General features: G+C 66.3%; 19 protein-coding genes. 13 read left to right on the forward strand and 6 right to left on the reverse strand.

Annotated features, from left to right (window positions below):
• Positions 1 to 10: 10 nt before the first annotated feature.
• The 4 genes from pal (at position 11) to ftsH (ending at position 5,045) form a co-directional block, all read left to right on the forward strand.
• Entirely contained in the window at positions 11 to 505 is a 495-nt protein-coding gene (gene pal / locus QW861_RS32560) for a peptidoglycan-associated lipoprotein Pal (RefSeq protein ID WP_172133860.1), read from the forward strand.
• 202 nt (positions 506 to 707) lie between these two features.
• Positions 708 to 1,757 carry a tol-pal system protein YbgF gene (gene ybgF / locus QW861_RS32565; protein WP_315826697.1) on the forward strand — a complete coding sequence of 350 codons (1,050 nt, stop codon included), beginning with the start codon at positions 708 to 710 and terminating at the stop codon, positions 1,755 to 1,757.
• 62 nt (positions 1,758 to 1,819) lie between these two features.
• A complete protein-coding gene (gene tilS / locus QW861_RS32570) occupies positions 1,820 to 2,893 on the forward strand; it encodes a tRNA lysidine(34) synthetase TilS (protein WP_316166872.1) in 1,074 nt (357 codons plus the stop codon).
• Positions 2,894 to 3,128: 235 nt separating this feature from the next.
• On the forward strand, positions 3,129 to 5,045 hold the full coding sequence (gene ftsH, locus QW861_RS32575; RefSeq protein ID WP_315717576.1) for an ATP-dependent zinc metalloprotease FtsH: 1,917 nt from the start codon (positions 3,129 to 3,131) through the stop codon (positions 5,043 to 5,045).
• Between the two features lie 205 nt (positions 5,046 to 5,250).
• Here ftsH and QW861_RS32580 read toward each other — a convergent pair whose 3' ends face one another.
• Positions 5,251 to 6,456 (reverse strand): alpha/beta hydrolase, encoded by a 1,206-nt coding sequence (locus tag QW861_RS32580; RefSeq protein WP_316193972.1) that lies wholly within the window; start codon positions 6,454 to 6,456, stop codon positions 5,251 to 5,253.
• A gap of 178 nt (positions 6,457 to 6,634) precedes the next feature.
• Between QW861_RS32580 and QW861_RS32585 the strand changes: the two genes are divergently transcribed.
• From QW861_RS32585 to QW861_RS32595, 3 genes are all read left to right on the forward strand, one after another.
• The gene (locus QW861_RS32585) at positions 6,635 to 7,861 is read left to right on the forward strand and encodes a glycosyltransferase family 87 protein (protein ID WP_315753935.1); all 1,227 of its coding nucleotides are present in this window, start codon (positions 6,635 to 6,637) and stop codon (positions 7,859 to 7,861) included.
• 157 nt (positions 7,862 to 8,018) lie between these two features.
• Positions 8,019 to 8,693: a helix-turn-helix domain-containing protein gene (locus tag QW861_RS32590; RefSeq protein ID WP_315753933.1), complete on the forward strand. Its 675-nt coding sequence runs from the start codon at positions 8,019 to 8,021 to the stop codon at positions 8,691 to 8,693.
• A gap of 126 nt (positions 8,694 to 8,819) precedes the next feature.
• Positions 8,820 to 10,433, forward strand: a complete 1,614-nt coding sequence (locus tag QW861_RS32595) for a glycosyltransferase family 87 protein (protein ID WP_315753931.1) — start codon at positions 8,820 to 8,822, stop codon at positions 10,431 to 10,433.
• A gap of 6 nt (positions 10,434 to 10,439) precedes the next feature.
• Here QW861_RS32595 and pyk read toward each other — a convergent pair whose 3' ends face one another.
• Positions 10,440 to 11,876: a pyruvate kinase gene (gene pyk, locus QW861_RS32600; protein WP_315753929.1), complete on the reverse strand. Its 1,437-nt coding sequence runs from the start codon at positions 11,874 to 11,876 to the stop codon at positions 10,440 to 10,442.
• The gene (locus tag QW861_RS32605; RefSeq protein ID WP_315717570.1) at positions 11,873 to 12,469 is read right to left on the reverse strand and encodes a DUF1036 domain-containing protein; all 597 of its coding nucleotides are present in this window, start codon (positions 12,467 to 12,469) and stop codon (positions 11,873 to 11,875) included. The genes pyk and QW861_RS32605 overlap by 4 nt, the downstream gene beginning before the upstream one ends.
• 194 nt (positions 12,470 to 12,663) lie before the next feature.
• Here QW861_RS32605 and QW861_RS32610 point away from each other — a divergent pair, with 194 nt between their 5' ends.
• Together QW861_RS32610 and QW861_RS32615 are read left to right on the forward strand one after the other, a co-directional pair.
• Positions 12,664 to 12,966: a DUF1244 domain-containing protein gene (locus tag QW861_RS32610; RefSeq protein ID WP_315717569.1), complete on the forward strand. Its 303-nt coding sequence runs from the start codon at positions 12,664 to 12,666 to the stop codon at positions 12,964 to 12,966.
• 290 nt (positions 12,967 to 13,256) lie between these two features.
• Positions 13,257 to 13,532 (forward strand): DUF2312 domain-containing protein, encoded by a 276-nt coding sequence (locus QW861_RS32615; protein ID WP_008961835.1) that lies wholly within the window; start codon positions 13,257 to 13,259, stop codon positions 13,530 to 13,532.
• Positions 13,533 to 13,699: 167 nt separating this feature from the next.
• Here the strand turns inward: QW861_RS32615 and QW861_RS32620 are convergent, their stop codons facing one another.
• The 3 genes from QW861_RS32620 to QW861_RS32630 all read right to left on the reverse strand — a co-directional run bounded on the left by QW861_RS32620 (position 13,700) and on the right by QW861_RS32630 (position 19,564).
• Positions 13,700 to 15,355: a DUF882 domain-containing protein gene (locus QW861_RS32620; protein ID WP_315753925.1), complete on the reverse strand. Its 1,656-nt coding sequence runs from the start codon at positions 15,353 to 15,355 to the stop codon at positions 13,700 to 13,702.
• 271 nt (positions 15,356 to 15,626) lie between these two features.
• Entirely contained in the window at positions 15,627 to 17,684 is a 2,058-nt protein-coding gene (locus QW861_RS32625; protein WP_316193978.1) for a murein L,D-transpeptidase, read from the reverse strand.
• A 386-nt stretch (positions 17,685 to 18,070) separates the two neighbouring features.
• Positions 18,071 to 19,564, reverse strand: a complete 1,494-nt coding sequence (locus QW861_RS32630; RefSeq protein WP_316186040.1) for a sigma-54 dependent transcriptional regulator — start codon at positions 19,562 to 19,564, stop codon at positions 18,071 to 18,073.
• A gap of 120 nt (positions 19,565 to 19,684) precedes the next feature.
• On the opposite strand from QW861_RS32630, the gene QW861_RS32635 reads away from it, so the two are divergent.
• The 4 genes from QW861_RS32635 (at position 19,685) to QW861_RS32650 (ending at position 23,614) form a co-directional block, all read left to right on the forward strand.
• The gene (locus tag QW861_RS32635) at positions 19,685 to 21,667 is read left to right on the forward strand and encodes a M3 family oligoendopeptidase (protein ID WP_315753921.1); all 1,983 of its coding nucleotides are present in this window, start codon (positions 19,685 to 19,687) and stop codon (positions 21,665 to 21,667) included.
• Between the two features lie 197 nt (positions 21,668 to 21,864).
• Positions 21,865 to 22,017: an aa3-type cytochrome c oxidase subunit IV gene (locus tag QW861_RS32640; RefSeq protein ID WP_315717565.1), complete on the forward strand. Its 153-nt coding sequence runs from the start codon at positions 21,865 to 21,867 to the stop codon at positions 22,015 to 22,017.
• 140 nt (positions 22,018 to 22,157) lie between these two features.
• Complete coding sequence (locus QW861_RS32645; protein WP_315717564.1) at positions 22,158 to 23,285, forward strand: Re/Si-specific NAD(P)(+) transhydrogenase subunit alpha; 1,128 nt, start codon at positions 22,158 to 22,160, stop codon at positions 23,283 to 23,285.
• A gap of 11 nt (positions 23,286 to 23,296) precedes the next feature.
• Positions 23,297 to 23,614, forward strand: coding sequence for a proton-translocating transhydrogenase family protein (locus QW861_RS32650; RefSeq protein ID WP_315717563.1), 318 nt, complete (start codon positions 23,297 to 23,299; stop codon positions 23,612 to 23,614).
• Positions 23,615 to 23,652: the final 38 nt, after the last annotated feature.

The following is a 23,652-nucleotide window of genomic DNA, read 5'->3' on the forward strand; positions in this document are numbered from 1 at the left end:
GGCTCCGGGAATGAAATATCAGATGCGTATCCTCCAGGGATTGAAGTTGGCCGCCGTGCTGGCCGTGGCGCTGTCGATGGGCGCCTGCGCCAACAAGAATCTCACCGGGGCCGACGGGGCGATGGCCAGCGCTGCGACTCCAGGCAGCCAGCAGGACTTCGTCGTGAATGTCGGCGATCGCGTCTTCTTCGAGAGCGATCAGACCGATCTCACGCCGCAGGCGATCGCGACCTTGGAGAAGCAGGCGCAGTGGCTGCAGAGCTATCCGCGCTACTCCTTCACGATCGAGGGCCACGCCGACGAGCGCGGCACCCGCGAGTACAACATTGCGCTGGGCGCGCGGCGCGCGCAGTCGGTCCGCAACTTCCTGGCGTCGCGCGGCATCGACCAGGGCCGCATGCGCACGATCTCCTACGGCAAGGAGCGGCCGGTGGCGGTCTGTAACGACATCTCGTGCTGGTCGCAGAACCGCCGTGCGGTGACGGTCCTGAACGCCAGTTCATAAAGCTGAACGAATCCGTTGCTGATGAAGCCGGCGTCGCCCATCGACGCCGGCTTCATCGTTTGTTGTCGGCGGGTCTCGGCCGGACTTGGTTTTTTCTTCGCTTGAACGTCATTTGTATCCGTCGCATTTCTGCTTTACAGCCACGCTCACAGGCCTGTTTTCAACGTCTCGCCGATCTGGTCGTCAGGGCAGCATGTCGTTCATGTTTCTTCCACGGAGCGCCGCCGCGATCCTCGCCGCGCTCGTCATTTTCTCGTGCCAGGCATTTTCGTCGCGGGCGCTCGCCCAGACCGATGATGATGATCCCGAGATCCGGATTCAGCGGCTCGAAAATCAGCTCCGGCAACTGACCGGTCAGAACGAGGAGCTGCAATATCGCAATCGCCAGCTCGAGGAGCGGCTGCGACAACTGCAGGGCGCAGCACCTGGGGGCGCCGCCGCGGCGCAGCCGACCGCGGCCGCGCCGGCGCAGGCCAATCCCGCCTACGGCCAGGCTGCTCAGCCGGCCAACGGCCAGCAGCAATATGGCCAGCAGCCGTACGGCCAGCCGCAACAGGCCTATCCCCAGCAGCAGCCGGGCTACGCGCAGCCGCAGGCCGGCGCGCCGGTGCAAATCGTCCAGGAGCCCGCGGCCCCTGGCCGGGGCCGCCGCGGCGATGCGTTCGATCCGAGCCAGAATCCGACGGCTCCCGGCGCCCCGCAAGCGCTCGGCGGCGGCCAGTTGCCGATCCAGCCGGGTGGCGGCCAGCCCGCCGGCCGTCCCGCCGGCGATCCCACGACTCTCGCCAACACGGGCGGTCGCTATCCCCAGGGTGCTCCGCCGGCCGCCGCTCCCGGCGCTGGCGGACTGGAGACCGCGCCGCCGCGGCAGACGCCGCGCGACGAATACGACCTCGGCATCGGCTACATGCAGCGCCGCGACTACGCGCTGGCCGAGCAGACGATGCGCAACTTCACCCAGAAATATCCGAACGATCCGATGGTCGGCGACGCGCAATACTGGCTCGGCGAGAGCTTCTACCAGCGTCAGCAATATCGCGATGCCGCCGAGGTCTTCCTCGCCGTGACGACGAAATATGAGAAGTCGGGCAAGGCGGCGGATGCGCTGCTCCGGCTCGGCCAGTCGCTGGCCGCGCTGAAGGAGAAGGAGGCCGCCTGCGCCGCGTTCGGCGAAGTGACGCGTAAATATCCGCGCGCCTCGGCGGGCGTGAAGGCGACCGTCGATCGCGAGCAGAAGCGGGTGAAGTGCTGAACGTCCCCGGGCGAGGGGGAGCCTCTCGCCTATAATCGGCGGGGCGGGTAGGCTGCGGCGCCATGTCGAAGGCCCGTTCCGAAGCCGATCCTGCGATCTCCGCAGCCGAAGCCGAGCGCCTGTTCGCCCCGCTTTCGGGGGCGCCCGCGCTGGTGCTCGCCGTGTCGGGCGGTCCGGATTCGATGGCTCTGATGTGGCTCGCGGCGCAGTGGCGCGCGGGGCTCGCGGAGGGGCCGCGCCTTGTGGCCGTGACGGTCGACCATGCGCTGCGGCGCGAGTCCGCCCGTGAAGCCCGCATGGTGAAGGAGACCGCGCGCAGGCTGGCAATTCCACACCGGACCCTGCGCTGGAACGATGAGAAGCCGGACACTGGGATTCCCGAAGCGGCGCGCCTGGCAAGATATCGCCTGCTGGCACGCGCCGCGCGGCAGGCTGGCGCCGGACACGTCGTCACCGCCCACACCCGTGACGACCAGGCCGAGACCGTGCTGATGCGACTCTTGCGCGGCAGCGGCATCGCGGGGCTCGCGGCGATGGCACCGCTCAGCGAGCGTGAAGGGCTGTTGCTGGCGCGGCCTCTGCTCGACGTTGCCAAGGCCAGGCTGGTGGCGACGCTGCGCTCGGCCGGCATCCCTTTCGCAGATGATCCGACCAATCAAGATCCCGCCTTCACCCGGCCGCGGCTGCGCGCCCTGATGCCGGCTCTGGCCGCCGAGGGCGGCGATGCCCGGACGCTGGCGACGCTGGCCGACCGGCTCGGACGGGCCAATGCCGCGATCGAATTGATGGTGGATGGCGCCGAACGCTATCTTGCACTGCGCGCGGCCGGGAGCAGGCCGGTGGGCGCGATTCACGGCGAGACCTTCGAGGCGCGCGCCTTTGTCGCACTTCCAGCCGAAATCAGGCTGCGGCTGCTGATGCGCGCGATCAACCGCGTTGGAACCGAAGGTCCCGTGGAACTCGGCAAGGCAGAGTCGCTGCTGGCGCGGCTGGACCGGACTCTTGCGGAGATCGCAGATGGTGGTACGTCTGCTCCGGGCAGGCTAAAACAGACCCTGGCTGGTGCACTGGTAAGCATGACGAGAGAGACGATCCGCATCACGCCCGCGCCGCCGCGGCGGTCGCGCGGGGTCTGAAGCGGTTCACCGCCTTCGCGGACGCTTAACCACCTGCCTTGGCGGCGCTTTCCCGCGCCATTTTTTGAGCGGGAATCGGGCTAGGATGCGATAAATAGTCCTTTCTAGTTCCCTTGGCATTGCGGCGAGTGGTACCTAGATTACGAGATGGTCGACCGGGGGATTCCCTCGTGGCTACCCAGGGATGAGTCCGAGGACGAACGGCCGCGATCCGCGCGACCACGAAGGAAAATCGATGAACGCCAATCTGCGCAATTTCGCCCTTTGGGTCATTATTGTCCTGTTGCTGTTGGCGCTGTTCACACTCTTCCAGAACCCGGGGCAACGCGCGTCGTCGACCGACATCAACTTCTCGCAGCTGTTGACCGAGGTCGATCAGGGCAATGTGCGCGACGTCGTGATCCAGGGGCCGGAGATTCACGGCACCTTCAAGAACGGCTCGTCGTTCCAGACCTACGCGCCGAGCGATCCGAACCTCGTGAAGCGCCTGTACGACGCCAAGGTCAACATCCAGGCCAAGCCGCCCGGCGACAACGTGCCGTGGTTCGTGTCGCTGCTGGTGTCGTGGCTGCCCTTCATCGCGCTGATCGGCGTCTGGATCTTCCTCTCCCGGCAGATGCAGGGCGGCGCCGGCAAGGCGATGGGCTTCGGCAAGTCGCGCGCCAAGATGCTGACCGAGGCGCATGGCCGGGTGACGTTCGAGGATGTCGCGGGCGTCGACGAGGCCAAGCAGGACCTGCAGGAGATCGTCGAATTCCTGCGCGATCCCGGCAAATTCCAGCGGCTCGGCGGCCGCATCCCGCGCGGCGTGCTGCTGGTCGGCCCTCCCGGCACCGGCAAGACGCTGATCGCGCGCGCCGTCGCCGGCGAAGCCAACGTGCCGTTCTTCACCATTTCGGGTTCTGACTTCGTCGAGATGTTCGTCGGCGTCGGCGCCAGCCGCGTCCGCGACATGTTCGAGCAGGCCAAGAAGAACGCGCCCTGCATCATCTTCATCGACGAGATCGACGCTGTCGGTCGTCATCGCGGCGCCGGTCTCGGCGGCGGCAATGACGAGCGCGAGCAGACCCTCAACCAGCTGCTGGTCGAGATGGACGGCTTCGAGGCCAATGAGGGCGTGATCCTGATCGCGGCCACCAACCGGCCCGACGTGCTCGATCCGGCGCTGATGCGTCCCGGCCGCTTCGACCGCCAGGTCGTGGTCTCGAACCCCGACATCATCGGCCGCGAGCAGATCCTCAAGGTTCACGTCCGCAAGGTGCCGCTGGCGCCGGACGTCAATCTCAAGACCATCGCCCGCGGCACCCCCGGCTTCTCCGGCGCCGACCTGATGAACCTCGTCAACGAGGCCGCTCTGACCGCCGCTCGCCGCAACAAGCGGATGGTAACGCAGTCCGAGTTCGAGGAGGCCAAGGACAAGGTGCTGATGGGCGCTGAGCGCCGCTCGATGGTCATGACCGAGGAAGAGAAGATGCTGACCGCCTATCACGAGGCGGGACATGCGATCGTCGGCCTCAACGTCCCGAGCCACGACCCGATCCACAAGGCGACCATCATTCCGCGCGGCCGCGCGCTCGGCATGGTGCAGTCGCTGCCCGAGGCCGACCGCCACTCGCATACCCGTGAGTGGTGCGTCTCGAAGCTTGCGATGATGTTCGGCGGCCGTGAGGCCGAGGTGCAGAAGTTCGGTCCGGAGAAGGTGACCAACGGCGCCACCGGCGACATCCAGCAGGCCACCAACCTCGCTCGTGCGATGGTGATGGAATGGGGCATGTCCGACAAGCTCGGCCGCGTCCGCTACCAGAGCAACGAGCAGGAGGTCTTCCTGGGTCATTCGGTGGCGCGCTCGACCAACATCTCCGACGATACCGCCCGCCTGATCGACTCCGAAATTCGCGGCCTGATCGAGGCCGGCGAGCAGGAGGCGCGCCGCATCATCACCGAGAAGCGCGACGATTGGGAAGCGATCGCCCAGGCGCTGCTCGAATACGAGACGCTGACCGGCGAGGAGATCAACGACCTCCTGAAGGGCAAGAAGCCGAACCGCGAATCGGCGATCGAGCCGTCGACGCCGCGGGCGTCGGCCGTGCCGCCGGCCGGCAAGCCGCGGCCGCGACCCGATCCGGGCCTGGAGCCGCAGCCTCAGGCGTGAGCCAGGGTTGATATGCAACGGACATCCGGCGGTCAGCCCGTCTGATCCGGAAGATTAAGAGAAACGACAGGCCCGGCTTGCAGCCGGGCCTTTTGTTTGCTTGGAGATCGGTGCCGGCGGTGGTCCGAACCGCAGGTTATGAGCGTGGGAGAAGTCCGTGTGTTGACGGGGTTGCCGCGGACCGCATCCAGCGGCGCCGCGCGCATCACGGCTTGTCGAACCAGGCCTTCCACTGCGGGACGGCGGTCGCGAACGTGCCGCGATGGCTGGTCGGCCCGGTCGACACCGCCTCGACCTTGCTGTTACCGGCCCCGATCGCCTGCTGGTAGGTCATCGCCAGGCGGCCGAGACCGGTCGAGATCGCCTCGTCGGTCTCACCGTAATAGTTGCGCACCGGCGTCTTGATGATCCAGCGATAGGCCTGCGTCTGCGCGACCAGGCGGCCGTAGGCCGACGCCGCGAAATACTCCGCATCGAAATAGTCGGGCTTGAGCAGCTTGTGCAGATCGGTCGGGACGTCGGCGACGTTGAAGGGCTCGCGCTCATAGGCCTTGCGCGCCACATCGTAGTAGCTGTCGCTGATCACCGAGCGCGCCAGCCCCGGCACCGCATAGTAGTTCTCGAACGCGAACGCCGACAGGATGAACAGCGAATTGACCCAGGCGGCGTCGTTCTTGCGCGGGAAGCTGAGGAAGCCGTTGAGCGCCACGGACACGTCGACAGGAGCGCTCGCGGTCGCCGCCGCCGTCACCGGCAGGCCGGCGCTTTCGAGCTTCTCGAGAAAGGCCATGGTCACGAAGCCGCCTTGCGACCAGCCGGCGATGTCGAGCCCGGCGCTCGTCAGCTTCATCTGGTCGAGCACCGCGCGGCTCGCCCGCAGCATGTCGTAGGTGGCCTGCTGATGGCTGGCCTTCACCATGTAGCCTTCTGGCTCGGTCGAGATGCCCATCCCGAAATAATCGGCGCCGATCAGCAGATAGCCTTGTCCCGCGAACTGCGCGATCATCAGCTGGGTCTCGGGCGACTGCTCCGGAAACGACGGCACCTCCTGCTTTCCGTACACCGTGCCGTGCTGATAGGACACCATCGGCAGGCTGGTCTCGCCGGTCTCGGGCACTGCGAGCAGGCCGCTCGCCGTGATCGGCTTGTTTCCGCGCTCGGGGATGACGGACGCATAGGTGACGCGATAGAGCCGGACGGCGTTGCGGGCCGGGGTGTAGGTCACCGAAACGCCCGCGAATTTCGGCGTGTCGACGGTGAGGATGGTGTTCAGCCGGGCGACGTCCCAGCGGGCCAGATATTCATAGCTGACGTCGGAGGAGACGCGCACGGGCCCCTTGTCCTGGGCGCGGCTTGCGGCCGGACAAATGACGCAGACGAGCAGGGCGATGAGAGCGCGATGAACGAACATGGGATCTCCCCGGCCTGCCGCCGTTGGTTGCATTCGGACCCCTGCGATACAGTTTGCGAGTAAACAATCGGTGCGGCGCCGGCAGTCGCGCGCCGCTGCCCGCGCTTAAGCCTTCTTCAAGCGTCCGCGCCTATGTCTCGATCGGGAATGCATCCATGCAGCGCGGGGCGAGGTCCAGATGGCCGACAATCCTGATGCCGCCGCGATCCCATCGCAGCGTCGTGACGTTCCGCTCGGCCTGTTCGCGGCCTGCTTTGCGCTCGCCTGCATCAACGCCTCGTTCTTCCCGGCCGGACTGTGGTCGGGCACCTGGATCTGGGACCAGGCCGGGCTCGGCATTCCCACGGACTTCGTCAATGTCTGGGCGGCCGGCAAGCTCGCGCTGCAGGGACATCCGGCGCTGGCCTGGGACTGGGACGTGCAGCGCCAGGTCGAGCTCGCTCTGCTGCGGCAGGATTTTCCGGGCTACTTCGCCTGGCACTACCCGCCGCCATTCCTGTTCGTCGCGGCGTTCCTGGCGCAATTTCCCTACACGCTCGCCTTTGTCGGCTGGGTCTATGCCAGCTTCGTTCCCTATGCGCTCGCCATGCGCGCGATCGTCGGCCGCGGCTTCGGCTTGCTGCTCGCAGCCGGCTTTCCGGCCCTGTTCTCGAACGCGCTGGTCGGGCAGAACGGATGCCTCACCGCCGCGCTCGTCGGCGGCACACTCTATCTGCTGCCGGTGCGGCCGGTGCTGGCGGGGATCTGTCTCGGCCTGCTGACCTACAAGCCGCAATATGGCCTGCTCTTCCCGATCGTGCTGATCGCCACCCAGCGCTGGACAGCCTTCATCTCTGCGAGCGTCACCGCCATCGTGCTGGCGCTGCTGTCATGGCTCGCCTTCGGGCTGGAGAGTTGGCAGGCCTTCTTCCATTGGCTGCCGATGTTCTCGCAGGCGTTCCTGACCGAGGGCAAGGCGACCTGGTGGAAGCTGCAGAGCCTGTTTTCGCTGGTGCGCTATTTCGGCGGCTCGGAAGCGCTCGGCTGGACCTTCCAATGGGTGCTGACCGCGGCCGTTGCGGTCGTGCTGGTGATGCTGTGGCGCAGCCCCGTGCGCTATGCTCTGAAGGCGGCCGCGCTGGCCGTCGGACTGCTGCTGACGACGCCTTATCTGTTCATGTACGACATGATGGTTCAGGCCATCGCCGTGGCGTGGCTGATGCGGATCGGCCTCGCCGAGGGCTTTCGCCGCTACGAGCTGCCCGCGCTCGGCGGCATCGCGGCGCTTCAGATCACGTTCATGCTGTCCGGGATTCCGCTTGGGCTCGCCGCCAATCTGATCATGGCCGGCTTGGTGCTGGCGCGCGCCGGCTCGTGGTGGCGTCGGCAGCCGGCGCCCGCCGGCATGGCGCTCGCGCACGCCTGACGTATCGATCACGCGGCACAGGGTCATGATTTCTCTTGTCTTATCGCGTGAACAAGTGTTCAGTTCTTCCCAGCCATTTGTGAGGTCGATCCTCCAAAAACACTGAACCAGCGTTCGCCGGGTGCCCTGGACGAGCGCGTCCGGGACGAGAAACGCCATGGTCTATCGGCGAACCCATCAGGTCGTGAAGCGGCTGGCGGCCCGCCGCAGTGCGATTCTGGCAGCCGCGCGCGAAACCGCCGCGGAAGGCGGCATGTCGGCCGTCCAGATCGCCCCGGTGGCGATCCGGGCCAATGTCGCAGCCGGCACCGTCTATCGCTACTTTCCTTCCAAGGCCGATCTGATCTCGGAGCTGATCGCGGAAGTCTCGCGCGACGAGCTCGCTGCCGTCCGGCGCGCCGCCGATGCGGCGCCTGGGCCGTCCTCGGCCCTGGCTGCCGCGGTATCCACGGTGGCAGTGCACATCCTGTCGCAGCGCAAGCTCGCCTGGGGCATCCTGGCCGAGCCGGTCGACGTCGACGTGACGGCGTCACGGATCGCGAGCCGCCGCGAGATCGTCGGCGAGATCGCCTCGCGGATCGACGCGGCCGTCCGTGCCGGCCACCTTCCGGCGCAGGACACCCAGTTGGCCGCGACCGCGCTGCTCGGCGCGCTGCACGAGGCGCTGGTGGGGCCGCTGGCGACAGAGAATCCCGACGACCCTGCCAAACTCCGCGACACCGTTCAGGCGGTCACCCTACTGGCGCTGCGCGCGGTCGGCGTCATGGATGCGCGTGCGCGCGGTCTCGTCGTGCAGGCCGTGCTGCCGGTCAGGAACCTGGTCGGCGCGTAGTCCGCGTCACCCATGCCTGTCGGGCAAGGCCGCGCTTAAGCAAGGATTCACCCGTCGCGGCGATGGTGGGGGCTGGCGCGCCGCGAGAAGGCCGCCCTTGCCTCACTCCAGGTGCCTCCTCGGACGATGTCGATTGCACGCAACCCTCTGGCGACGCGCCTCGTCATCGCCGGATCGGCCGCCGCCGGCGCCGTCTATGCGTATCTCGCCGGTGAGGATATCAACTGGGACTGGCAGAACTATCACGACTATGCCGGCTTCGCGCTGCTGCACGGCCGCTTCGATGTCGATGTGGCGCCCGGCGGCTTTCAGAGCTTCCTCAATCCGCTGATCTACCTGCTGCCTTACGCGGTCCGCCACGGGCTCGAGGCGCCGTGGTGGGGCGTCGCGCTGGGCGCGCTGCACGGCCTCAATCTCGCGCTGGTCTATTGGGTCGCGCGCGTGCTGCTCGGGCGCGCGGCTGACGCGTCCACGCTCAGCGCCGCGCTCATCATCGCCGCCCTCAGTCCGATGGCGCTGTCCGAGGTCGGCACCAGCTTCGCCGACATTCTGACGACCATTCCGATCCTCGCCGGCATCGCGCTGATCTTCGGGGAAGATGACGCGCGCGGCCGCCGTTTCGTCGCCGCGGGCCTGCTGATCGGCGCGGCCACGGGATTGAAGCTCACCAATGCGACGTTTCTGGTCGGAGCGGGCGTGTCGCTGCTGCTGGTGGCGCGGCCGTGGCGCGCGATCGTCGCGTTCGGGGCCGGCAGTGCGGCCGGCGCGATCGTGACCGCGGGGCCGTGGGCGCTGAAGATGGCGCGCGACTACGGCAGCCCGCTGTTTCCGTTCTACAACACGATCTTCCGTTCGCCCGAAGCGCCGCAGGCCTCGATCGTCGATACGCGCTTCATGCCGCAGGGACTGCTCGATGCGCTCGCCTATCCATTCTATTGGGTGATCGGCAAGCATCCCTCGTCGGAATGGCCGTTCCGCGATCCGCGCTTCGCCATCGTCATCGTGCTGCTCGTCGCGCTGATCGTCACCGGCCTGTGGCGGCGGCGCGAGGTGCTGCCGCTGCGCGAGCGTCGCCTCCTGATCTTCTTCTGGCTCAGCTACGTCCTGTGGATGCTGGCCTTCTCGATCCAACGCTATCTGATGCCGCTCGAGCTGTTGTCGGCGCCGCTGATCGTCCTGCTGCTCATCCGCCTGATCGATTCCTGGCAGGCGGGCTCTGGCCTGGACGTGTCACCGTCGCGGCGGATGACGCAAGCCGTCACGGTGATGGCCGCGCTCGGCATCGCGCTGGCGTCGCAGCCGACCGACTGGATGCGGCGGTCGTGGTCGGACCCCTATCGGCCGCAGCTCGCGGCCAACCTGCAGCGTCCGGCGACATTCCTGCTGCTGCAGAAGCCGCTCGGCTACGTCACGTCGTTCCTGCCACAGGGCTCGCGCGTCTATCAGTTGTCCGAGCTCGTGGTGCCGATCGTGCCTGGCGGCGTGCTTGACCGCCGGGTTCGCAACGGCCTGGCCAACCCGCTGCCGGGAGGCGTATGGGCGCTGTATCTGTCCAGAAGCCCGGCCGACAACCCGCCGCGGCTCGAGGTGCTCGCCGACTACGACCTCCAGATCGATGCGTCGCGTGGCTGCGAGCGCATTCCTGGCGCCGCCGGCATTGCCATCGAGGCCTGTCCGGTGATCGCGCGGCTCAAGCCCCCGTCGACGGCCGGATTGGGTGCGATCGATACGACCCAATAGGTCGTCTCAGATATGGGCGTCGCTCGACGGCCCGACATAGGCGATCCGCACCATGTTCGTGGTGCCGGGCGTGCCGAGCGGCACGCCGGCGACGATGATGACGCGCTGTCCGGCGCGGACGAAGCCGTCGCGGAACGCGATCGAGCCGGCGCGCTCGACCATGTCGTCCTGGTCGCGCGCGTCCTCGGCCACCACGCAGTGCACGCCCCAGACGACCGACAAGCGGCGCCCGGTCGCCAGGTTGGGCGTGATCGCGACCACCGGCGGCTTCGGCCGCTCGCGCGCGACACGGATGGCGGTGGAGCCGGACGAGGTCCAGCAGATGATCGTAGGAAGATCGAGATTTTCCGCGATCCGCCGCGCGGCCTCGGCGATCGCATCGCCCGCGGTCGATTCCGGCTCGGGACGCTGCGCCGCGATCACCGAGCGATAGACCACGTCGCGCTCGACCTCCTCGCCAATGCGGTTCATGGTCGAGACCGCCTCGACCGGGTATTTGCCGGCGGCCGACTCGGCCGACAGCATGATGGCGTCGGCGCCTTCATAGACGGCGGTGGCGACGTCGGAGACCTCGGCGCGGGTCGGCACCGGCGACTGGATCATCGATTCCAGCATCTGCGTTGCCACCACCACCGGCTTGCCGGCGCGGCGCGCCAGCCGGGTCATCTGCTTCTGCAGTCCGGGCACGCGCTCCAGCGGCAGCTCGACGCCGAGATCGCCGCGCGCCACCATCAAGGCATCGGAGACATCGATGATGTCGTTGAGCCGGTCGATCGCCTGCGGCTTCTCGATCTTGGACATCACCGCGGCGCGGCCGCGGATGATCTTCTTGGCTTCCAGCACGTCGTCCGCGCGCTGCACGAAGGACAGCGCGATCCAGTCGATGCCGACGTTCAAGGCTGCATCGAGGTCGGCGCGGTCCTTCGGCGTCATCGCCGAGACCGGCAGGTCGGTGTCCGGCAGGCTCACGCCCTTGCGGTCGGACATCCTGCCGCCGATCACGACCCGGGTGACGGCGCGGGTCGGCGAGGTCTCCTCGGCGATCAGCCGCACCTTGCCGTCATCCAGCAGCAGCGCATGTCCCGGCTGCAGGGCGGCCAGGATTTCCGGATGCGGCAGGTGGACCCGCGTCACATCGCCCGGCGTCTTGTCCGAATCGAGCACGAAGCTCTGGCCGTTGTTGAGCTGAACCGGGCCCTCGGCGAAGGTGCCGAGCCTGAGCTTCGGGCCCTGGAGGTCGACCAGAATGCCGATCGGGCGGCCGTAGCTCGCCTCCACGCTGCGGATCGTGGCCACCAGCTCCCGCAACTTGTCGTGCGAGGTGTGGCTCATGTTGATCCTGAAGATGTCGGCTCCGGCCTCGAACAGCTTGCGAATCATCGTGCTGTCCGAGGAGGCGGGACCGAGCGTGGCGAGGATCTTGATGCGTCGCAGCCGCCTCATGGCTTGGGTGCTTGCCCTGGCGGCAGGGCCGGCGCGGCCGCCGGCGGCGTGCCCTGCGGCCCATTCGGCAGACCGGGGACGTTGCCTCCGGGCCCGAGCGTGCCCGGGATACCCGGAACGCGCTGCTGCGCCGGCTGCTCATTGGCCTCCGTGAGCTGCACGGTCCAGGCGCGCTGGTCGCCGGTGTCGACCTCGAAGAAGCCGGTGCGGTCGAAGCCTCGGGCCAGGCAATTGTCGGTGCCCTTGATGGTGAATTCCTTGTCACGCGAGCACATGAAGGCCTGTCCCGACCATTCACCGCCGCGGTCATAGTCCAGCGCATAGATGTAATAATAGCGCGCCACCAGCGTGCCCTTGAGCAGCGTCTCGCAGCTGCGTGACGACACGTTCCACCAGCCTTCCGTGGTCCAGCCTTCGGCGTCCTTGTAGCCGAGGGCGATCCCGACCCGGCTGGAGGTGTTGTTGCAGAGCCGAAAATCGGCGGCCGCCGGGGACGACCACAGACAGAGCGCGGCCAACCCAAGCAGCGAAAGCAGTCCGTAACCGGGGCGGAAGGGATTGCGATGCAAGAGAGAGGAGATTTTCGGGATCATTGCGCGACGCTATATCAACCGTTGAACGATGTCGCTGGGCTTGGCTGCGGCCATCAACGCCATGACGATCTCGTGCGAAGCCGCTGCGATCCAGCGCCTCGCTCCTCCTGACGGTGCTGCGATATGGCCAAATCTGCGACGAAGCCTCATTATATAGCAGACATCCGTCACGGCGCGGAACAGGGAACAAAGAGATGACGATGGACAGCACCACCCGGACCGAGCTCGAAGCCGCCGCCTTTCGCCGGCTCGTCGAGCATCTGCGGACCAGAACCGACGTTCAGAACATCGATCTGATGAACCTGGCAGGCTTCTGCCGCAACTGCCTCTCCAACTGGCTGAAGGACGCCGCCGACGCCCAGGGGGCGCCAATGACCAGGGACGAGAGCCGCGAGGCGGTCTATGGCATGCCCTACGAGCAATGGAAGGCGAAGTACCAGCGCGAGGCGAGCGCCGAGCAGCACGAAGCGTTCAAGAAGGCGCATCCGGGCCACTGAATCCGGAACGAGCGCGCAGGAGACGCGCTGTGTTGCCCTGCGCGCGCGAGTCCAGACTTGGCAGGGGCTTCGAACGGCGAATCGGGTGCTGCGCGCGATGGCGACGAAACACAAGTGGCGCGGGCGGCTTGCGCGGGCTTGACGCTGCGCAGGCCAACAAGATGTGGGCGCTCTGTGGATGAGGTCGATGTCGCCTTGACGCAGGGCACGCCAGATTTGAGGGTTCGCGGCGAACACGCAGCGCCCTTTGGCGCCTTCCTTGGACACAGAGTTCCACTCAGGAGTATCAGATGGCCACCTCCGCCGCCGCGAAGGACGACGACTCGCCCGCGACCCGCTTTGCCGTAGACCAGCTCAAGTCGATCATCGAGCGGATCGAGCGTCTCGAGGAGGAGAAGAAGGCGATCTCCGAAGACATCAAGGACGTCTACGCCGAGAGCAAGGGCAATGGCTTCGACGTCAAGGCGCTGCGCACGATCATCCGGCTGCGCAAGCAGGACCCGAACGAGCGGCAGGAAGAGGAAAGCATCCTCGAGACCTATATGCAGGCGCTCGGAATGATCTGAGCAGCCGGCCTCGCTTACCCGCAGGAGACCTCCGCCGGCCCCTGACGGGGCATTCGCTTTCTCGCGATTCGGCTCGGCGCGCCGGCGGCATGCGCGTGCTGCGGCGATCGACGCCGCACTCCAAACGCGTCAATGCTGAGGAGAACGACGAGCCGGCCACAGCGGCGTTAGCGCAAGGCTGCCGCGCGCATGGCGAAGGATTTGGTTTCGAGCTTGATGATCGCCGGCCCTGTGAACTGGTCATAGCTCAGTCCCGGCGTCGGCTCGGCGGCGAAGCTCATCGCCAGCGCGACCTGCGGCTTGACGAAATAGCTGCGCATCGCGGTGAGGTCCACGTCGCCCATTTTCGTCACGGACATCGATGACGATGCGCTCGGCGTCAGCATGATGGCCCGCATCCAGGTCGAATCGGGGCCCTTGGCCGCCGAGATTCGCGTCGCCATCGTGATGGCGCCGTCCTGACCTTGCCCGTTCTTCGCCGCCACCGGGGCGGGCTCCGGCGCCGGCGTGACGCTGCGGGTCGCCGGGCGGGAGTTTCGCACCGGGATGGCGGTCGTGGAGGCGGCATTGGCGCGATCGAGCGGAGAGGAGGCCGGGGGCGCGAAGGCCATGGCCTGCATCAGGCTCGCGGTCTGTTGCTGATCGATCGACGACAGCGCACGGCGCGCCGTGATCGCGGCAACCTGCTCGGGGGTTGCCTGCTTCGGCGTCCCAGGATTGTCACCCCAGAAGCCGCGCGAATTGATGATGTCGGCGACGCTCTGCGGCGCGCCGTCCCTGGATTTGCTGCCGACAGCACCCGTCGTTTCGGACTTCGTCTCGGGCTTGGTCGCCACGGGCTGAGCGGCAGATTGCGCATCCGCGGAGGCCAGCTGCAGCGCATTGGCGATCTTGCCACGCGCGGTGGCGGCTTTGCTGTCCACCGCTCGCTCGGCGGTCCGGCTGTCCTTGTCGGAGCTCTTGTCAGCCGGCTTGGCGGCGAGTGCCGCGGTTTGGACCGGCTTGGCGTCGGCCTTGCTCTCGCTCTCGCCAGACTCGTCGTCATCCTCGCTCGGACGACCGCGGAACAGCCGTGCAAACAGGTTGGGGCGGCTGGACGACGCGTCATCGCCATTGCCGCGTTTCTCGATCTCGGCCTTCGCCAGCTCATAGCCCTTGAGCGGAACGCCGTTGCTCGGCACGTGAACGGTCTTTCCGTCGGGGAAGACGCGGGCGAGCTGGTCGGCCGTCATCCGCGGCCAGTGCCGGATGTTGCCGGTGTCGAGGTGCACGAAGGGCGAGCCGGAGGTCGGATAGAAGCCGACACCGCCGCGCTGCAGGCGCAGGCCGGCGAAGCGGATCTGCTCCAGCGGCACATTGGGAATGTAGAAATCCATCGCGTGGCCCAGCATGTGCTGGCTATGCCGCGCCACACCGGAATGCGCCGAGCGACGGCGCAGCATCGAATTGGTGGCGGGCGACCGGTACGACGAGATGATCTGGATCGGCTGCTTGGCGTCGACGTCGCGATAGACTTCCCAGAGGATGTCGAACAGGCGGCGGTCCATGACCGTCTCGTCCTGGGTACGCCAGTCGCGGAGGAAGTGATTGAGCTTCTTCAGCGCGTCTTCGTCATAGCGGCCCTCGCGCTTGAAGGTGACCGTCAGGTCCTCGCCGGAATGGGTGTGGTGGAAGGAGAGGGTGTGGGTTTCATTCAGCGCCGCTGCGTCATGCACCGAGCCGGCGCCGATGAGCAGCAGCAGCGCCGCCAGCCCGCATTGGCATCCAGCCTTCCAACCCGCCCTCGTGAGCGAAACAGATTGGCGCGCGAAAACAGACAGCAAGATGCAGCCCACCCCGTCGACGAGCGTTTACTCGATTACCCTCTTGCGGCCCGTCCGGCGGAAGAGAGAGGAAACGCTTACCTAAGGCGGGATGGTTAAGGGATACTGACCGGCCCGCCCCCCAATTACCCTTAACATATACTCTTGAGTGTGGCGAAAAAGAGCCATCGAATCTTGGTTGATCCTTGTGGTTAACCTAAAGCAAAGGCCCCGCCGATCGGCGAGGCCTTTGATCTCCAAATGGAAATTGTGACCGTGATCGGCGGCCCGATCAGCGGGTGAAGACACGCCGGGCAGGGCGGCCGACCGGCGCCGGCGGCGTCGGCGGGCCACCGCCACCGAACAGACGCTCGAAGAAGTTCGGGCCGGAGGAGAAGCTGTTGTCGCTGAGGCTGACCGAGTTCGGCAGCGCCCCCTTCGGACGCGCGTAGCTGGGTTGGGCGTGGGCGACGACGTTCTCGAGATCCTTGCCGCGGTTGTTCTTCAGGATCGCGATCATGGTGGCGTCGCGGCCATAGATGTCCTTGCGGAATTGCAGCTTGCCGGCTTCGTCGACGAAGGCGGTCTGGTAGGTGATGTTGACCGGGATCGGCGTCGGGAATTTCAGGTCGATCTCGCTTCGGCCGTACATGCTGCGGATGCGCTCGGGCGTGTAGCGCTCGTTCGGCATGGTGATGTTGAGCAGCACCGACGCGTACTGATCCGGATACTGCACGCGCATGCAGCCGTGGCTGAAGGCGCGCTCTTCACGGGCGAACAGGTTCTTGTCAGGCGTATCGTGCTGATAGACCAGGAACTTGTTCGGGAAGTTGAAGCGGATGCGGCCGAGCGCGTTGGCCTCGCCCGGCGGCTGCGAGATGTGGATCGAGCCGTCGCGCGCGCGCTCCAGCCGCAGGCCCATGCGGTCCAGCACGGTCGGGTCCTGCTGCAGCGCCGGCAGATACTCGTTGTAGATGATCGACGGCGGCACGTTCCAGGTCGGATTGACCGTGATGAACTTCATCGTCTCGCTGAGCAGCGGCGTCGCATGCTGTCCGGGCTTGCCGGTCACCACGCGGGTGGTCCACACCTGCGCGCCGTGCTGCATCACCTTCAGCGTGTAGTCGGGGATGTTGAGGATCACATAGGCGTCGCCGATCGCCGGCGCGCCGAGGTCGCGCGGCAACCAGCGCCAGCGCTCCATGTTGACGAGGACCGTATCGATCTGCTTGTCACGCTTGGGCGTGTTCAGTGCCTTCACGGTGCGGTCGTCGAGCACCCCGGTCGGCTTGAGGTCGACACTCTCCTGGAACTTGCGGACGGCGGCGGCGACCTTGGCGTCGTAGCGGATGTCGTCGGCATTCTCGGTGAGACCGAGCTTGGCGCGCAGCTTGGGCACGCGCGGGTCGGACATCTGCGCCTCGGCTTCCTGCGCATTCTTGCCGCGGGCCGGGGTGTATTTCAGCGGCTGGCCTTCGTCGATGATGACGGGCGCGCCGTCGGTGACGCCGCGCAGCTCGGCAAGCTTGGCCTTCAACAGCTTGTAGAGCCGGTGCGGCGGGTTGTAGCTCTCCAGCGCCGCGGAGGCGTCCTTGGCGCCGGTGACGTTGGCCAGCACCTCGTTCGGGTCGATCGGGTGCTCGGGATACTGGATGTCCGCCGAGACCTGCGACCAGTGCATGCGGCCGCTCTGCGCCTGGCGGGCGTAGTCCATCATGCTCTCGGTGAGCCTGAGATCGGCCTCCGCCAGTGCGTCCGGTGCGGAGGCTGCGGCCGCGAAGTCCGGCACCGGATAGTCGCCGGGATTGAGGCCATCGGCTGCTGCATCCTTGAGACGGGCGATGACGCCCTTCGCGGCGGCCGTCAGGTTGCCGCCCTGGGTCCAGATCGGCGCGTAGTCGCGGCCGGTGTAGAATTTCTCGACGGCGGCGCGTTCGGCCTTGCGGTCGAAATACCTTGTCGCCTTGGTCGCCATCAGGTCGCGCAGACGGTCGGCAACCGGCTGATCGGGGGCGGGAACGGTGCTGGCGGCCTTGACCGGCTCTGGGACTGTCGCGGTCGCAGGGGCTGCTGCAGGCGGCGTGGCGATGGTCTTGGCGGGATCGGCCGCAGGCGCCGCGGCAGAGTCGAGCGGCTTGGTCGTCGTCTCCGGCGCCTTGGCCGGGTCGGGCGACACGGTGGCGGTGGTGTCGAGTTTGAAGTCGCTGGCGGTCGGCGGCGGCACGTTGGCCGGCTCGGGGAACGGGATCGCAGCATCGATGGCGAGCTCGGCCGCGCTGCTGCGGGGCGGATCGCTCTGGGCGAAAGCGGAGGTCGAGGACACCGCGAGGAAGGTCGCCGCGACAGCCATGAGCACGCGGTCATATCCGCCACGGGTGGTCACACAATCTCGCATCGTCAATCCCTCGGATGATCTGTCCCGGCTGGAACAGGTGTAACAAGGTCGATCTGCCAGCTTCGGCGTCGGTACCGCCGGTGAGGATGGTTCACGTCTGCACGCAATGATTCACGCCCAAACGATACTCAAGCCCCACTTCTGCGGCCAGCGCCACACGGGACAACTCACGACAAACTGACTCTTGGGAAACCCCGGCCAAACCGATCGTGCGTTTGTGCCACGCGTTATTTCCTTTGTCTGTCACCGCAAGGCAACGGTTCAGATGTTCCAGTGTTGCCAAGACTTGCGGCCTTTTTCGGACGACAGCCAAGCGCGACCATGGTGAGGATCCGAGCGGCTCAGCCAAGCGGCGGGCTTTCCGTCGCGGGCGTCTCGCCATTGGCCTCGTCGAGCTTGCGGTAGAGCGTCGAACGTCCGATTTTGAGGCGGCGTGCCACCTCAGACATCTGGCCGCGGTAATGGGCGATGGCGAAACGGATGATCTCATGCTCCATCTCCTCGAGCGGCCGCACCTCGCCGCTTGCGGTGAGCAGCGGCAGGAACCCATGCGAGGGCAGGGGGGCAATGGGGACTTCACTACCCGGCACCATCGCAGGCAGGGGAGGAACGGGCCGCTCCACGGTGAGGGCCGGCGCAGGCTCCACCGGCGGCGCGTGGGTGGGAATCAGCGGAAAATCGGCCACGCCGAGCTGGTCGCTCTCGCCCATGACGACGGCGCGGTAGACCGCGTTTTCCAACTGGCGGATATTACCGGGCCAGTCGAGCTTGGTCAGATAGGCGACGGCCTCGCCGGTGATGCCCGAAATGGCGCGGTTCTCCTCAGCCGCAAACCGCGCGAGGAAATGCCGCAACAGATGCGGGATGTCCTCGCGGCGGGTGCGCAGCGGCGGAACGGTGAGCGGCAGCACGTGCAGCCGGTAGAACAGATCCTCGCGGAAGTGGCCTTCCTTGACGCGGTCGAGCAGCCTGCGATTGGTCGCCGAGATGATGCGCACGTCGACCTTGACCGGCTTGCGGCCGCCGACGGCTTCCACGGCGCCCTCCTGCAGGGCGCGCAGCAGCTTGACCTGGGCGGTGAGCGGCAGCTCCGAGACCTCGTCGAGGAACAGCGTGCCGCCATGGGCTTCGACGAACTTGCCCATGTGACGCTCGGTCGCGCCGGTGAATGCGCCCTTCTCGTGGCCGAACAGGATCGATTCCACCAGATTGTCCGGGATCGCGCCGCAATTGACGGCGACGAACGGCTTCGTCTTGCGCTCGCTGGTGCCGTGGATCGCGCGGGCGAACAGCTCCTTGCCGACGCCCGATTCGCCTTCGATCAGCACGGGAATCGACGAAGCCGCGGCCTTCTCCGCGATGCGCAGGATCGGCGCCATCGCCTCGGCGCGGGTGATGATGTCCGCGAAGGTCAGGCGCCCCTCGCGGCTGTGCCGGATGCGCTGCAATTCGCCCTTCAGGGCCGAGGTATTGAGCGCATTGCGCAGGGAGACCTGGAGCCGCTCGATGCCGACCGGCTTGACGACGAAGTCCTGCGCGCCGGCGCGCATCGCGGAGACCACGTTGTCGATGCCGCCATGCGCGGTCTGCACGATCACGGGTATCGAGATCCCCGTCTCGCGCATCTTGGAGAGCACGCCCATGCCGTCGAGGCCGGGCATCACGAGGTCGAGCACGATTGCGTCGATGGGGCCGGCATCAGGATTCGTCAGCTTCTCGATGACGGCGTCGCCGGTCTCGACGACGACCGCCTCGTAGCCGCATTTCTGCACCATGTTCTCCACCAGCCGGCGCTGGACCGGATCATCATCGGCAATCAAAATGCTGGCAGCCATGGCTTTCCTTGCACGCTACGACTATCTGTCTCGAATCGGGGCACTCTCGCCGACGCCGATTAACGCAACCTTAAACCTCGCTGATCGGGATAAACGTTCGAACAACAGGTTACCCATCCGATGACCTCGCGCGCCTCTTCTGCCCTTCGCAAGCCGACCAAAGCTGCTCCTCCGCCCAAAACCGCGTCAAAGACTGCCAAGGCCAGGCCGGCCAAGAAGTCCGTCGTCAAGACTCCGTCGAAGCAGGCAGCCGCCAAGACCAAGCGTGGCGCGACGGCCAAATCGTCTGCAAAGCCGGCGAAGAAGGTGGTCGCGGCCAAGACGGGGATCGGGACGCTGCCCGAATGGAATCTCGGCGATCTCTATATGGGCATCGACGCGCCGGAGATCGCTCACGATCTCGCGAAGATGGATGCCGAATGCGTCGCGTTTGAGACCGACTACAAGGGCAAGCTTGCCGAGCATGTGGCGCGCGAAGACGGTGGCGAATGGCTCGCAGAAGCCGTGCGGCGCTACGAGGCCATCGACGACCTCGCCGGACGGCTCGGCTCCTTCGCGGGTCTCGCGCATGCCGGCGACAGCGTCGATCCCGCGATCTCGAAATTCTACGGCGACATCTCGGAGCGCCTGACGGCCGCGTCGACGCATCTGCTGTTCTTTCCGCTCGAGCTCAACCGCATCGACGACGCCGTGATCGCGCGCGCGATGGAGACGCCCGCGCTCGGTCACTACCGGCCGTGGATCGAGGATCTGCGCAAGGACAAGCCGTATCAGCTCGAGGATCGCGTGGAGCAGCTGTTCCACGAGAAGTCGCAGACCGGCTATTCGGCTTGGAACCGGCTGTTCGACCAGACCATCGCCGGTCTACGGTTTCAAGTCGGTGGCAAGGAACTCGCGATCGAGCCGACGCTGAATTTCCTGCAGGACCGTGACGGCGCCAAGCGGAAGGCCGCCGCCGAGGCGCTGGCCAAGACCTTCAAGGCCAATGAGCGAACCTTCGCGCTGATCACCAATACGCTCGCCAAGGACAAGGACATCTCCGACCGCTGGCGCGGCTTCCAGGACGTTGCGGATTCGCGCCATCTCAACAATCGCGTCGAGCGCGAGGTGGTCGATGCGCTGGTGGCCTCGGTGCGCGCGGCCTATCCGAAGCTGTCGCATCGCTACTATCAGCTCAAGGCGCGCTGGTTCAAAAAGAAGAAGCTCGCGCATTGGGACCGCAACGCGCCGCTGCCCTTCGCCGCCAATGCCACCATCGCCTGGCCCGAGGCCAAGAACATGGTGCTGACGGCGTATCGCGGCTTCTCGCCCGAGATGGCCGACATCGCCCAGCGCTTCTTCGACCAGAGCTGGATCGATGCGCCGGTGCGGCCGGGCAAGGCGCCGGGCGCGTTCTCGCATCCGACCACGCCCTCGGCGCATCCCTATGTGCTGATGAACTACCAGGGCAAGCCACGCGACGTCATGACGCTCGCGCATGAGCTCGGTCATGGCGTGCACCAGGTGCTGGCAGCGAAGAACGGTGCGCTGATGGCGCCGACGCCGCTGACGCTGGCCGAGACCGCGAGCGTGTTCGGCGAGATGCTGACCTTCAGGCGCCTGCTGTCCGAGACCAAGGACGCGAGGCAGCGCCAGGCGCTGCTCGCCGGCAAGGTCGAGGACATGATCAACACGGTGGTGCGGCAGATCGCGTTCTATTCGTTCGAGCGTGCTGTCCACACCGAGCGCAAGAACGGCGAACTGACCGCGGAGCGGCTGGGACAGATCTGGCTGTCGGTGCAGACCGAGAGCCTCGGCGAGGCGATCGAGATCAAGCCGGGCTACGAGAACTTCTGGATGTACATCCCGCATTTCATCCATTCACCGTTCTACGTCTACGCCTATGCCTTCGGGGACTGCCTCGTGAACTCGCTCTACGCCGTCTACGAGCATGCCGCCGAGGGGTTCGCCGAGCGCTATCTGGCGATGCTCGCGGCCGGCGGCACCAAGCACTATTCGGAGCTGCTCGCCCCGTTCGGCCTGGACGCCAAGGACCCCAGGTTCTGGGACGGTGGTCTCTCGGTCATCGCCGGGATGATCGACGAGCTGGAGCGGATGGGGTAGGGGCGTATAACATGTGTTGAACGGGTCGAAGAGGCGCGCCGGCGAGGCCAGCCTGACGCGCTGGATCCGTGATAATTGGCCTTGCCAATAGGGCGATCGGAAAAGGTAATAAAACTGCCTTGCATGCCAGCCGTTGCCCTTGCATCGGCTTTGGGGTATGCGACCTTAACAAAGCATATTTTCTCTGGGGGACCCCGATGGCAAACCATGGCGAGATCGCCTACTCGACGGCTGACGGCAACGACTATCTGGCGCATGAGGCCACCTACGAGGGCTTCATCAGGCTGGTGAAGTACGGCACGATCGGCGTCGCTCTCATCGTCATCTTGATGGCTATTTTCCTCGCTTAATGTCGCGATCGGCCCGCCGGCATCCCCGCTGGCGGGCCTTCAGCTGACTGCCGAAGCCGATTGCTGACCAGGCGTCACGCTGTAGCCCATGGACGTCCCGCCCTCTTAAAGCTCGCGCGCGCATTCGCGCCGGAGGCCTCATGAAGATTGCCGTCGCCAAGGAAATCGACCCGTTGGAGCCGCGGGTCGCCGCCTCTCCCGACACGGTGAAGAAGTTCAAGGCGTTGGGTGCCGAGATCGCGGTCGAGCCCGGCGCCGGCATCAAATCCGGCCTGCCGGATTCGGAGTTCACGGCGGCGGGCGCAACCGTGAGCGCCGATGCGCTCAAGGACGCCGACATCATCATCAAGGTGAAACGGCCGGAAGCCTCCGAGCTTGCCAACTACCGGCGTGGCGCCTTGGTGTTCGCGATCATGGATCCCTACGGCAACGATACCGCGCTCAAGGCGATGGCCGATGCCGGCATTGCCTCGTTCGCGATGGAACTGATGCCGCGCATCACCCGCGCCCAGGTGATGGACGTGCTGTCGAGCCAGGCGAACCTCGCCGGCTACCGCGCCGTGATCGAGGGCGCCGAGGCGTTCGGTCGCGCCTTCCCGATGATGATGACCGCGGCCGGCACCGTGCCGGCGACCAAGGTCTTCGTGATGGGCGTCGGCGTCGCCGGCCTGCAGGCAATCGCAACCGCGCGCCGGCTCGGCGCCATGGTCTCCGCCACCGACGTGCGCCCCGCCACCAAGGAGCAGGTGGAGAGCCTCGGCGCCAAATTCCTGGCGGTCGAGGACGAGGAGTTCAAGAACGCGCAGACGGCCGGTGGCTACGCCAAGGAGATGTCCAAGGAGTACCAGGCCAAGCAGGCGGCGCTGACGGCGGAACACATCAAGAAGCAGGACGTCATCATCACAACCGCGCTGATTCCCGGCCGTCCAGCGCCGCGCCTCGTCACCATGGAGATGGTGAAGTCGATGCGCCCGGGCTCGGTCCTGGTCGACCTCGCGGTCGAGCGTGGCGGCAATGTCGAGGGCGTCAAGCTCGGCGAGACTGTCGAGATCGACGGCGTCAAGATCATCGGCTACCCCAATCTCGCCGGCCGGGTCGCAGCGTCCGCCTCCGGCCTGTACGCCCGCAACCTGTTTTCCTTCATCGAGACGATGATCGACAAGAAGGAAAAGACACTGGCGGTCAACTGGGACGATGAGCTGGTCAAGGCCACGGCTTTGACAAAGGATGGCGCCATCGTCCACCCGAACTTCCAGCCGAAGGCCTAAGGAGCAGAGCCATGGAACATGTCGTCCAAGCCGTCGACCCCTTCGTCTTCCGGCTGTCGATCTTCGTGCTGGCGGTGTTCGTCGGCTACTTCGTGGTGTGGTCGGTGACGCCGGCCCTGCACACGCCGCTGATGTCGGTGACCAATGCGATCTCCTCGGTGATCGTGGTCGGCGCGCTGCTGGCGGTCGGCGTTCCCATGCTCTCGAGCGGCAGCGGTCTGGCGCGAGCGTTCGGCTTCGTCGCGCTGATCTTCGCCTGCGTGAACATCTTCGGCGGCTTCCTCGTCACCCAGCGCATGCTGGCGATGTACAAGAAGAAGTCCAGGTAACAACGCCGCACGACGCGGGATGACAGGCACAACGGGGC

Source organism: Bradyrhizobium sp. SZCCHNRI1029 (assembly GCF_032487555.1).
GTDB lineage: Bacteria > Pseudomonadota > Alphaproteobacteria > Rhizobiales > Xanthobacteraceae > Bradyrhizobium.